The 12,516-nt window shown below is 50.6% G+C and carries 8 protein-coding genes and 1 tRNA gene; 6 read left to right on the top strand and 3 right to left on the bottom strand.

Annotation, left to right across the window (positions count from 1 at the left end; translation table 11 throughout):
- The first annotated feature begins 285 nt into the window (after window positions 1-285).
- Both CR46_RS0108895 and CR46_RS0108890 read left to right on the top strand, forming a co-directional pair.
- Window positions 286-1,350 carry a sensor domain-containing diguanylate cyclase gene (locus tag CR46_RS0108895; RefSeq protein ID WP_030072021.1) on the top strand — a complete coding sequence of 355 codons (1,065 nt, stop codon included), beginning with the start codon at window positions 286-288 and terminating at the stop codon, window positions 1,348-1,350.
- A gap of 146 nt (window positions 1,351-1,496) precedes the next feature.
- Complete coding sequence (locus tag CR46_RS0108890) at window positions 1,497-3,194, top strand: methyl-accepting chemotaxis protein (RefSeq protein ID WP_030072019.1); 1,698 nt, start codon at window positions 1,497-1,499, stop codon at window positions 3,192-3,194.
- A 263-nt stretch (window positions 3,195-3,457) separates the two neighbouring features.
- On the opposite strand, the gene CR46_RS0108885 is transcribed toward CR46_RS0108890, so the two are convergent.
- From CR46_RS0108885 to CR46_RS0108875, 3 genes are all read right to left on the bottom strand, one after another.
- Window positions 3,458-3,534 (bottom strand) — tRNA-Arg (locus CR46_RS0108885).
- Between the two features lie 51 nt (window positions 3,535-3,585).
- Window positions 3,586-4,533 (bottom strand): AEC family transporter, encoded by a 948-nt coding sequence (locus CR46_RS0108880; RefSeq protein ID WP_030072017.1) that lies wholly within the window; start codon window positions 4,531-4,533, stop codon window positions 3,586-3,588.
- A 97-nt stretch (window positions 4,534-4,630) separates the two neighbouring features.
- Complete coding sequence (locus CR46_RS0108875) at window positions 4,631-6,646, bottom strand: sensor domain-containing diguanylate cyclase (protein ID WP_030072015.1); 2,016 nt, start codon at window positions 6,644-6,646, stop codon at window positions 4,631-4,633.
- Window positions 6,647-7,102: 456 nt separating this feature from the next.
- On the opposite strand from CR46_RS0108875, the gene CR46_RS0108870 reads away from it, so the two are divergent.
- The 4 genes from CR46_RS0108870 to CR46_RS0108855 all read left to right on the top strand — a co-directional run bounded on the left by CR46_RS0108870 (window position 7,103) and on the right by CR46_RS0108855 (window position 12,515).
- Window positions 7,103-8,248, top strand: coding sequence for an RNA-guided endonuclease InsQ/TnpB family protein (locus CR46_RS0108870; RefSeq protein WP_030072013.1), 1,146 nt, complete (start codon window positions 7,103-7,105; stop codon window positions 8,246-8,248).
- 178 nt (window positions 8,249-8,426) lie between these two features.
- On the top strand, window positions 8,427-10,475 hold the full coding sequence (locus CR46_RS0108865; protein ID WP_030072011.1) for a capsular polysaccharide biosynthesis protein: 2,049 nt from the start codon (window positions 8,427-8,429) through the stop codon (window positions 10,473-10,475).
- Between the two features lies 1 nt (window position 10,476).
- Complete coding sequence (locus CR46_RS0108860) at window positions 10,477-11,712, top strand: capsule biosynthesis protein (protein WP_030072008.1); 1,236 nt, start codon at window positions 10,477-10,479, stop codon at window positions 11,710-11,712.
- Entirely contained in the window at window positions 11,709-12,515 is an 807-nt protein-coding gene (locus CR46_RS0108855) for an SDR family NAD(P)-dependent oxidoreductase (protein WP_030072006.1), read from the top strand. Before CR46_RS0108860 ends, CR46_RS0108855 begins: the two co-directional genes overlap by 4 nt.
- Window position 12,516: the final 1 nt, after the last annotated feature.

Here is a 12,516-nt window from a genome sequence, read left to right as displayed (position 1 = left end):
TACGAAACGAGTATCGCGTACAATAAACGTTAGCCGTATAATTGATTTATGTTCATTTTTACCACTATGTGCCCCGCCATGGCACGTGTTCAGTGAATCTTATCTGGTTGTTTTATAACTATTACATAGCGAATCACCCTACAAATGTAAAACGGTTGTAGAAGGAACTGATATGGACAACCCATGCCAAGATTACTTATGCCATGGCGACGATATGCGTAAAGGCGCTCTCAACGCTACGGCTTTTGAGGGGCTTAATCGCCTAATCGGGAGCATTGATTACTTATGACGCATAGGCCAACGCTTGACGCAGATGATTACGAGACGCGTCGTCTTAAGGCACTTGCAGATTATCAAATTCTCGACACGCAACGGGACGACGCGTTTGATGAGATTGTCGAAGCAGTCTCATTGATCTGCGACACCCCCATTGCCGTGGTTAATTTTATTGACCGTGATCGGCAATGGTTTAAATCTGAAAAAGGGCTAGGCGTTCAAGAAACCCCGCGTGACATCTCGATTTGTGCGCATGCCATTTTACAGCCCGGAGTTTTTGTCGTACCGGATACCACGCAAGACGCCCGATTTGCTAACAATCCCTTGGTTACAGGAGAGCCTCACTTGCGTTTTTATGCGGGTGCGCTGCTAAAAAGCAAAGACGGTTATCCATTGGGAACGCTATGCGCACTGGATTATGAACCTCGCGAGCTGACACAACGCCAACATTTCGCCCTTCAGGCATTAGCCAACCAAGTTATGGCCCACATGGAGTTAATGCGCAGTCATCGCATACAGGAAGCGTTAATTCGTGAATTGCAAACAACGCGCCAGGAGTTAGAGGAGTTATCTTCCATCGATTCATTAACAGGCTCGCTAAATCGCCGTGCTTTTGAAGAACGTTTTCAACAAGAAGTGGCCATGATTCAGCGTGGGGCCCCTTCGGGTGCATTAATGCTGATTGACTTAGATAACTTCAAAAATATTAACGATACATATGGTCATCAGAGCGGCGATCACGTCATGGTACGTTTCATAGAGCTGTGTCGTCGGGTGTTTCGTCAGTACGACGTTATTTGCCGGTGGGGCGGTGACGAATTTATGGTCATGCTGCCGAGAACCAGTCCGTCAGAAGCTACCCATGTTGCAAGCCGCCTGCACCAGCAACTTGCCGTAACGCCTATGCTCATCAACAGTGCAAATTCGCTCTATTGTACGGTCAGTATTGGTATTTGTGCGATTACCAATACGAGTACGATGGATACGTGCTTATCGATGACTGATGCCTTGCTTTACCAGGTCAAAAAAGAGGGCCGCAACAGTACAGCTGTTGAAATAGAAGGAGCCAGCTAAAGAACGACACTCTCCTAAAGTCTAAGTTTCATTGTTAGCCAACCGTCTTTTTTGTAATTTACTCATAACATTTAGCAATATAAAGTAATACATTCTTAAGGCCTTGCTGATGGGCTTAACCGTAACGGCTGTTTTCGAGGTGTCACATGCTTAACCACATATTTCGAATGACCATTAAACTACGCTTGATTGTTATGATGGTGATTATGCTGGTATTTATGTTGGTTATTGGGGCATTAGGCTTTAGCGGGATGACTTCTTCGAACCAAGCTGTTGACACGATTTATCAAACTAATCTCAAAAACACACAGCAAATTGCCTCTTTGAATGAGCGTGCAAAAGATATGCTGTTAGAGCTTTCTTTAGCGGGGCAGCACGATCCAGGCTTAGCCGTCAGCGCCTTACACGACCACCCGGTGCAACTGCATAGTGATAATATTCAGGATAATGAACAGCAGATTAATAGCCTTTGGCAAACGTATGTCTCACAACGTTTATCCTCAGCGGATGAGGCACTCACCGAGCAGTTCCAACAGCACTATCATCGCTTGCAAGATGCTGTTAATACTGCCCTGCCCTTTTACGCATTAGGCGATTACGACAACGCCAATGAAATTGCGTTTACGCAAGCACTGCCTGCTTACCGGACACTCAACGCAACGCTCGACGACATCATTCACTTTGAAGAACGCGAGGCTCAGTCAGCTTATGAAAATGCAGCAGAGCATGCTGCATTCATGCGTAATGTAATGATCGGGGCATTAGCGGTTGCTGTAATCTTGGCAGGGTTATTAAGCTGGATATTAATTCAGCGTATTCTTCAGCCACTTGCCCAAGCTCGCCAACACTTCCACGCGATGGCAGAAGGCGACTTAACCCAAACCGTTAAGCTCACCCATCAGGATGAAATTGGCGATATGCTCAGTGAACTTGGGGATATGCAAAGCAAACTCCAAGGATTAATTAGTCATATTCAGACATCTGCAGAGGCTATTTCTACGGCTTCTGGACAAATATCATCAGGTAACGTGGATCTCTCACAGCGTACTGAAGAGCAAGCTTCCAGCCTACAAGAAACGGCTGCCAGCATGGAGCAGGTCGCTGCAACGGTGAAAAATAACACCCAGCACACTGGCGAGGCTAATCAGTTAGCACATGCGGCTAGCCGCTCTGCAGGTTACGGTGGTGAGAAAGTTAGAGATGCTATTAGTAAAATGAACGAGCTAAATGCAAGCTCAGAGAAAATTAGCGGCATTGTGGAGTTAATTGATGGCATCGCGTTTCAAACTAATATTTTGGCGCTTAATGCCTCGGTGGAAGCTGCCAGAGCGGGTGAGCAAGGGCGCGGATTTGCTGTTGTCGCTCAAGAAGTAAGAAATCTCGCACAGCGTAGTGCCGATGCAGCCAAACAAATCCAGCATCTGATTCTTGAAAACAATCAGGTAGTGGAACAAGGCAGCGCGCTAGTCACAGCGGTTGGCGACTCCATGGCGCAGATCGTAAAGAATATCGACAGCGTTTCGGGGTTAATGGAAGAAGTGAGTCGCGCGTCTGACGAGCAAACCTCAGCGATCGACCAAATGAGCATCGCGATTAACCAAATGGATGAAGTCACCCAGCAGAATGCCTCACTGGTGGAGCAAACAGCCACGGCCTCTGCTTCTATGGAAGATCAAGCGCGAGACTTAGCGGAAGCCGTCATCTTTTTTAAAGTCGACAAAGCGCAAGGAACTCTTCCCCGCGCTAACGTCCAACGTATGCAAAGTTACGCCCTACCACAAACGCAACCATCTACAGACAGGCGACATACTGTTCCAGCCGATGATCAATGGGAAACCTTCTAACGCTCGCGTGATACAAAGCCACCACCCGAACGACGACAAACTGATTCTTTGACATCCACCGACCACTAAATCAGAGATTATAGTGGCGGATTCCCACTACTGGACGGCCATGCCCGACCGCGAGAATGTAGGTGGCTGATGTGCTGGGGATGGGCATCTGGCGTGGTGCTGATACAATGCTATAGCGAGCGTTTTTTGTGGGGACCAAACAGAAAATGCAGCGAAAACACCAAGCCAATACTTATCTAAACTGTTGATTTTACTGGCGTCCCTGGCAGGAGTCGAACCTGCGACCTGCCGCTTAGGAGGCGGCTGCTCTATCCTACTGAGCTACAGGGACTTATGGGGCGCATAGTATAGCGTGTTGGTAAGGGCCAGCCAACCGCAGTGTTCAAATCCAGCCTAAAAGGCGCAGCACAAAGATACCGGCGGTGACGGTTATGCTGGCCATTAAGGTGGTGATAGCGATGATATTAGCGGCCAGTGCTACGTTGCCATTCATCGCTTTTACCATGACAAAGCTCGCGGAGGCGGTTGGGCTGGCGAAGAATAAGAATAACAGCCCTAATTGTGCCCCAGAGAAGCCGAGCATCCATGCCGCTAGCGTGGCAAGTAACGGCAGCACAATCATTTTCATGCTACTGGCGCTTAACGCTGTTTGGCTGCCGCTGCGCATAGTAGTCACCGACAGCGTCGCGCCTACACAGATCAATGCTAGCGGTAAGGTTAACGAGGCGAAGTAATCCCCTGAGGTAACTAACCAGCGGGGAAGCGGAATCGAAAATGCCGTAAACGGTAGCGCAGCAAGTACAGAGATAATCAGGGGATTAGTAACGATATGCTTTAACAGGCTACGCCAGTCTGTTGATTGGCCGGGCTGATAAGCCGCCAACGCCACTACCGAAAGGACGTTATACATCATAATAACTACACCAAGCAGGAGACTGCCGGTAGAAAGTCCGTAGTTACCATACATCCCTGCGGCCAGTGCCAACCCAACAATACCGCAGTTACCACGGAACGCACCCTGCACATAAATACCGCGGTCGGCCTTGGGCACGCGATAGCTAGCCCACACCCAGCTAATAAAGAACTGGCCAAGCGTGGCGGCGGCAAAAAACAGTAATAAGGGCACGTCTAAGGCAACGCTTAGGTCTGCTTTGATGAGACTTAAAAAAATGAGCGTGGGCAGCGTTGCTTTAAAAACCAGTGCTGATGCGGTGGAAACAAACCCGCTGTCAATCCACTTTAGCCGCTTCAGGCCAATGCCTACAAACACCATGGCAAACACAGGCAGCGTGATATCTAGCGTGCGGGAAAAAATGTCAAGTAGGCTCACAAAAGCACTCTCAATCGAATAAGCAGATGCTTATATTCTACCGTTGCCCAAGATTTGTCGACCGACTGCGGCTTACCCTAACGAGGATTTGTACGCTTTACTCAAACAGGGCCATAGGGTCTGGTGCCTTTGGCAGTTTAACCACGACACTGTCACGCCCTTTGCCTTTGGCATCGTAGCTGGCTGCATCCGCACGGGAAAGAGCCGCGTCTACGGTGGTGTCGGTCTCGTCGAAGCAGGTGACCCCGATACTTAGCGTCACCGTGTACTCTTTGCCCTCATGAACAACGGATACCTCGCTGACTGCCTGACGTAACGATTCAGCGATACGCTCTGCCTGGCCTAGGGTACAGCTAGGCAGCAACACACCGAACTCATCGCCCCCTTGGCGCGCTACGTGGTCGCTGCGGCGAACTTCCCACGCAACGACCTGGGCGATACGGCGCAGCATTTCATCGCCTAGGGCGTGCCCGCCTTCATCGTTAATCGGTTTGAAGTGATCTAGATCAAACAGCAGCAGCGCCGAGGGCGTGCTGGTTTTCTGGAAATCAGCAAAGGCTTCTTCAAGGCGGCGCTCAAAACCTCGCCGATTCAGCAAACCGGTTAAGGGGTCGTGCTCGGCTTCCCAACGTTGCAGCGCCTCTTGCTCGCGGCGTTCGGTAATATCTTTCACCACGCCTACTAAACCAAGCGAATGCCCGCCCTGGGTAAGCATGACCACACGAGCATGTATATCTAGCCATAGCATCTCTTTGTCGCTGCGAATAAAGCGCAGTTGACGCACGTAGTCATTGCCAGTTTTTAAGCTATGCATCCACATATCTTTCGCGCCGGAACGATCATCAATATGAATCTGATCAAGCCATGCTTCCATCGGCATGTTAGCGCTAATACCCAACACATCTAACAGGGCGGGGTTCATGTAGGTAATGTTGCCACCAAAATCAGCCACAAACATGCCTTGCGGCGATGCATTTAATACAGAATCTAAAAATGCTTCCCGTTCTTGAAGATGACCAACAAGCTGCTGTCGCTCTCCCTCAACGCGATTAAAGGTAGTGGCTACTTGCTCAAGTTCCTGCATATTTGTTTCAAGATCAACGTAAGCACGACGCCCAAGCCCTACATCCCCAATCTGCGCTTCTAGCTGATTAAGAGGTGCTAATATACGCGCAAGTAGCCACCATAAACCGGGCATCATTAACAGTGCGATGACGACCCAAATCCACCCCAGCTTGTGTATGAAGCCAGACAGCGGCAGTTGAGCTTGTTCTGTGGGCAAATAGAGCCCTACTACCCAGCTAGCAGGCCATACTTGTGAATACGACTGCAGACCCATACGGCCATCCAACAGCCTACCCACGCCATCGCCTTGCCAGCCGTCCAGCGCTAAATCAAGCAAAGGGCTCGCTTTAGAGTCAAAGTCTGCGTTATTGATTAAGGATCGATCGGGGTGATAAAGCACCTTACCGGTGGCGGTAACAACAGCGGCATACCCTTTGCTACCTAATCGGATAGTGGCCAAGCGATTAAACAACCCACTGCTGTCTAAACTGACCACCCCTCCTATAAACCCCGCGAACTGACCGGCGTTATCAAAACGGGGAACGCTAATTAACACCATTGGTATATCACTGGCACGGCCAACAAACGGCTCACTGACATAGGGCCTGCGTGTGCCCTTTAGCGTTTTAAAATATTCAAGTTCTTGGGTTTCAAGCCCTGCACGTCCCTGCACAACAGGCCAATCTGATAAAATCCGGCCCTGTGTATCGCTGATAACCACGGCATCAAACCATGCCAGCAACGCATCATTTCTACCTAGCTGATGACTTAGCCATTGCGCATTATTGGATACGCCAATAACATCGCTGAGCCTCTCCAGGGCCTGAAACCGGTGATCAATTTGCTGAGTGATTTCATCTGCAATTAGGTTAGCTTCGTAGCGTAGATGGGCCATATTGGTTTCTTGAACCATGGTTTTTCCTACCTGCCATGCCATCCCCAGCACCAGAGCCGCTAGTAAAAGCAATGCACAAGAAAGCCCCAGCAATAGCCGACTTTTCAATGAACCAAGCATCATAAGCTTGCTTGGATTAAATTTACTGGACATGCGTTTCATAAAGCCCTGTTCCAGAAAAACAAGCTTTATGAACGTAACGCGTGAATATCAATTTTATCAACATCTTCCATGCGCCCCCTCGTCTACTATTACTTTTATATCCATCGTTTTTGAAAAAGTAGACACTTGACACGCCAGTTACCTGTTTTCTGCTAACACTCACTAACTTTTTACCCAGTAAGTCAGCCCTAATTATTTTACGAACCACCAATTTATCAAAAAATTGGACAATATGCGCGCAACCTTGCCTGAACCTAGCCAATGCCTAATTGTGACATTAAGTAACAGAAACCTCTATTAGCGTAATACAATTTTAGCAAAACTCCGCGTAAACCCTCGCCCAGTCGGGCGGGGATATAAGCGGGCAGTGCGATAGCGCTGCAGGGTTTGATCTTTGCCCTTCGCCACTTATAATGGATAGATATACAGCTTTAATAGCCCCATACCATGCTGAAAGCCACGAAAGTACGTCTCTACCCGACCCCTGAACAGGCAGCGTTCTTGAACGCCCAGTTCGGCGCGGTGCGGTTTGTGTACAACAAGGCATTGCATATCATCAGCACACAGTATAAACGGCATGGCACCAAGCTCCGCGCCAAAAAAGATCTCAAGCCGCTGCTAGCGGTGGCGAAGAAGTCCCGTAAGTATCACTGGCTCAAGGATTTTGACTCGATTGCGCTGCAGCAAGCGTGCATTAACCTGGATCGGGCCTTCCAGAACTTCTTTAACCCCCAGTTAAAAGCCCGTTACCCCAGGTTCAAGCGCAAGCACGGCAAACAATCGAGCTATCACTGCACCGGCATCAAGCTCGGTGAAGGCGAGATCAAGATACCAAAACTCACGTCTATCAAGGCGCGCCTTCACCGTGAGATCACCGGTACGCTGAAAAGCATCACCTTAACCCGCACCACCACCGGCAAATACTACGCCTCGGTGCTGGTCGATGACGGAGAGGAAGCCCCGGCACCGCTGCAAACAGTGGACGCCGTGCTGGGTGTGGACATGGGGCTGATACACCTCGCCATCGACTCGGAGGGTCATAAAACCCCCAATCCCCGCTTTCTCAAGCGTGCGCGCACCAACCTGCGCCGCAAGCAGAAAGCGCTCTCCCGCTGCCAGAAAGGCAGCAAGGGCCGTGCGAAAGCACGGCTAACCCTTGCCAAGGCGCACGAGCGCCTGGCCAATGCCCGTGCTGATTTCCAGCACAAGCTGTCTCGACAATTCATTGACGACAACCAAGCGGTGGTGGTTGAGACGCTGAAAGTCAAAAACATGCTGAAAAACCGCAAGCTGGCAAAACATATTGCAGATGCCAGTTGGCACAGCCTGATCCAAAAGCTGGTGTACAAGGCAGCAGCCCAAGGCAAGCATCTGGTCAAAATCGATCAGTGGTTTGCCAGCTCTAAAACCTGCGCTGGCTGCGGCCACAAGGTCGATAAAATGCCGCTCAGCATTCGTGCCTGGGATTGCCCCGGTTGTGGTGCGCAAGGCATTGACCGTGACATCAACGCCGCGATCAACATTCGTCATCAGGGTATTATCAAACTACGAGCCGAAGGACTGTCGGTTTCCTGCCCACGGAGGCCTGCGTAAGCCCGGTCACGCGCCGGCAGCGGCCTGAGAAGTGGGAAGCCTCGCCCGTGGCGCACCAGCGCTTAGGGCGGGGAGCAGTCACACCTAATTGATAAGCTCAACCTTTTCACGTATGTTCGCCGCTTTAAGTCTTTGCGCTGATAGCGCGCTTGTTTTCAACATGGTTGCGGCTCTTCACATGGCAAAGCTTATAGCAGGCTATACATCTCCCGGTATTTCTAAGATCTCTGCCCTTGCTTCTTTTTTACCTGAATACACGCGTTTTGCACGCCTTGGGCGGCTGAGCGCTAAGCCCCATGCGGTTATTGGCTGGGGGCTTAAACCTACTAGTAAGCGCGCCCGAGAGTATGCCCGCCGCCATCGTCTGGCGTATATCGCTCTAGAGGATGGGTTTCTTCGTTCTTTAGGGTTAGGTGTTGAAGGCTACCAGCCCCATAGCATGGTCGTTGATCACACCGGTATTTATTACGATGCCTCGCGACCCAGCGATTTAGAAAATTGGCTAAATAACGCTACCTTTACAATAGAAGAGTGTGCTCAAGCATCGCGCTGCATTGAACAACTGTCACGCTATCGCTTGTCAAAATACAACCACGCGCCAGACCACCCCGTGCCCCTTGCTAAACACGCTAGCGCTTTTGAAACGTCTAATGTGTTAGTGGTTGACCAAACGGCTGGCGATGCGTCTATCCATCACGGCGGAGCCAACGCAGATAGCTTCCAGCGGATGTTAGCAAGCGCGTTAACTAACCACCCTACCGCTAACATTTTAGTCAAAGTACACCCAGACGTCATTGCAGGCAAAAAACAGGGCCACTTGGCGCACGTTCATCATAATCCCCGTTGCCACATTATTAGCGACAACATTAACCCGTGGGCACTGTTTGACTGTGTCGAAGAGGTTTATGTGGTCACCAGCCAACTTGGCTTCGAAGCATTAATGGCAGGCAAGCGCGTTCACTGTTTTGGCTTACCCTTTTATGCGGGCTGGGGATTAACCGTTGATCAACTTAGCTGCTCACGACGAAGGGTAACACGCTCGCTCGAAGAGGTCTTTGCCGCCGCATACCTACGCTATACCCGCTACGCCAATCCTTACACGGGCGCTCCATCAACGCTGGAAGAAACCATCGCCTTAATTGCTGATCAAAAACGCCAGCAAGAACGTTTGCGCGGTGAGTGGTTAGCTTGTGGTTTTTCTTCCTGGAAAAGGCGCTTCATTGGTGATTTTCTTGGCCCAGCAGCTAAGGTACAGTACCGAAAAGAGCTCCCCACCGCTGATGAACAGCCGTTAGAAAAAACAAAGGTGCTGGTGTGGTCTAGCCGTATTAACGACGATTTTAAGAGCCGCCACCCTCACCACATGGCTACGCTATGGCGAATGGAAGACGGCTTTATCCGTTCTGTGGGCTTGGGGGTTGATCTTGCTCAACCCCTCTCCTTGGTGATTGACCGTTATGGCATTTACTACGATCCCAGTCAGCCTAGCGAGCTTGAAACCCTGCTCAACAATGCTGATTTTAGCGATGATTTGCTAACCCGTGCGGCCCAGTTACGTAAACGATTAGTCGCTTTAAAACTATCTAAATACAATGTGCCAGGCAAAGAGACCATTGACCTACCCACCAACACACACACTATTTTGGTGCCTGGGCAGGTAGAAAGCGATGCATCGATTGCAACTGGTTCACCAGAAATATGTACGAATAGCGCGCTGTTAACCGCTGTTCGTGAAGCGAACCCTAATGCCTTTATTGTTTACAAGGCCCATCCAGACGTGTTGACAGGTGCTCGTATTGGAGCACTCGATACCAACGCCAAACGCCTGTATGATCTTGACGCTAGCCATATCGATATCACCACGCTATTAGCACGCGTTGATGCTGTGCATACCATGAGTTCGCTCACTGGCTTTGAAGCACTGCTTCGTCAACGCCAGGTATACACCTATGGCCTGCCATTTTACGCTGGCTGGGGGCTCACCCAGGATGCCATGCACTGCCCACGACGAAACCGAGGGCTATCGCTTGATGCATTGGTAGCAGGAACACTGCTTCTGTACCCAAACTACGTCGACCCTAGTTCTCGACAGCTATGTAATGCAGAAACAGTGGTCAGCCTGTTGGAACAGGCTAAATCACAATACGTTTTAACAAAAAAACATAGGCTTACATGGAAGCAGCGACTGTATCGCTGTTATCGTAACTTATTTATTGGAAGTCATTAAGTTGAAGCAAAAGCGTGCATTCTTATTTTTACAAGGCGTCTGCTCGCCCTTTTATCAACGCCTGGCTCGTCGGCTTACCGACGATGGACACCGCGTGGTAAAGGTTAACTTCAACGCTGGCGATATGGCTTACTGGCAACGCACCCACAGCCAGAACCATCTATTTCGGGGGCCTTTAAGTGAGCTGCCGGCCTATATCCAATCGCTGTGGCAACGCTATCAGATCACTGATCAAGTGCTGTTCGGTGACCGCCGCCCAATTCACCGGCCAGCGGTTGACCTAGCGCCAGCGGCCGGTATTCGCACGCATGTGTTTGAAGAGGGGTATTTTCGCCCTTTTTGGATCACGCTTGAACGCGATGGCGTTAATGGCCACTCCTTGCTGCCCCGCGATCCCCAGTGGTTTTACGAAACAGGTAAAGCGCTGCCAAAGCTGCCCGCCCCTGTTCGCTTTCGCTCATCGTTTAAAATCCGCGCCGCTCATGATGTGTGCTACCACTTAGCCGGCCTTGCCAACCCCTTGGTGGCACCCCACTACCGTAATCATGCGCCCATTACCGCACCGGTGGAATATGCGGGCTACGTTAAGCGCTTTACGCTACTAAGACAGTGGAAAAAGCGCGATGCAAAGCGTATCGAGCAGCTGATAGAGGGCAAAAGGCCTTATTTTATGCTGCCCCTACAGCTCAACACGGATGCGCAGATTCGTGATCACTCCCCTTACGCCAATATGGAAGAGGTGATGACTCACGTTATGGGGTCGTTTGCCTTACATGCCCCTAGCGATGCCCTGCTGTGTATCAAAAACCACCCGCTAGACATGGGACTGGTTAATTACCCAAGTATTATTCAAAAGCTTGAAGAGTTTTACGGCCTTCAGGGGCGTATCGTTTATCTGGAATCAGGCAACCTCAACCCACTGCTTAAGCACGCTACAGGGACGGTCACAGTGAACAGTACCGTGGGTATTGTGTCACTGGAAAAACAGTGTCCCACCTTTGCGCTTAGCGACCCTATCTATCGTTTAACGGGCCTAACTTATGAAGGTTCTCTCGATGAGTTTTGGCACCAGCCACCACCGCCCAGTCAGGCGCTATTTGGTTATTTCCGCAATACGGTAATGCACACCGCACAGATTAATGGTGGCTTTTATTGTCAGCCCAGTATCGATTTAGCCGTTAATAACGCCGCCCATATATTGGAAGCCTGCCCTTCACCGCTGGAGAAGTTACTTTGAGCGTGGGTCAACTAACACTACCCGTTACGGGCAAATCACGCTGCGTGCTGATTACCGGGGCTACCGGCGCTATAGGTGGAGCGCTAGCACAGGCTTACGCAACCCCAACAACGCATTTAGTGCTGCATGGGCGCAATCAATCGTCGCTTGAAACGCTGGCAACGGCTTGTCGTGAAAAGGGAGCAAGCGTGTCGCTGTCATCTGCTCACCTGACCGACGATAGCGAACTCACCGCTTGGCTAGATAGCGTATGTGCCCAACACGTACCCGATATCGTGATCGCCAATGCGGGTATTAATACACATCCCCACGATAACGCACTAGAGCCATGGGATGAGGTTCAAGCGCTACTGGATATTAACTTAAAAGCTCCCATTGCAATGGCCCAGCGCCTAGTGCCTGCCATGCAAGCACGAGGCAGCGGCCAGCTGGTCTTTATTAGCTCTCTAGCTGGCTGGCACGGCTTGCCAACAACGCCCAGCTACAGCGCCAGCAAAGCAGGCATTAAAGCGTATGGCGAAGGGCTTAGAGGGTTGCTCGCCCCCCATGGCATTGGCGTTACTGTGGTCATGCCTGGCTACGTCACTTCCCCCATGTGTAATGCCATGCCCGGCCCGAAGCCGTGGGAATGGCCGCCAGAGCGTGCGGCCAATGCCATACAACGTGGCGTTGCTGCGAACCGCGCCCGTATCAGCTTTCCTTTTCCGTTGAATTTTGGCACTTGGTGGCTGGCCGTTTTACCTGCAGGACTTTCTCAATGGCTGATCAAACGCTTTGGTTTTCATCATCCCGGGGGCGTGTAGC

The organism is Vreelandella neptunia (assembly GCF_000712975.1).
GTDB lineage: Bacteria > Pseudomonadota > Gammaproteobacteria > Pseudomonadales > Halomonadaceae > Vreelandella > Vreelandella qaidamensis.
Note: the sequence above shows the minus strand (reverse complement) of the source record. Positions and strands in the feature narration are given on the sequence as shown.

Coding starts and splice junctions, on each gene's coding strand:
- CR46_RS0108895 (WP_030072021.1), top strand. CDS start 286: ATGACGCATAGGCCAACGCTTGACGCAGATGATTACGAGACGCGTCGT.
- CR46_RS0108890 (WP_030072019.1), top strand. CDS start 1,497: ATGCTTAACCACATATTTCGAATGACCATTAAACTACGCTTGATTGTT.
- CR46_RS0108875 (WP_030072015.1), bottom strand. CDS start 6,646: ATGTCCAGTAAATTTAATCCAAGCAAGCTTATGATGCTTGGTTCATTG.
- CR46_RS0108870 (WP_030072013.1), top strand. CDS start 7,103: ATGCTGAAAGCCACGAAAGTACGTCTCTACCCGACCCCTGAACAGGCA.
- CR46_RS0108865 (WP_030072011.1), top strand. CDS start 8,427: ATGGCAAAGCTTATAGCAGGCTATACATCTCCCGGTATTTCTAAGATC.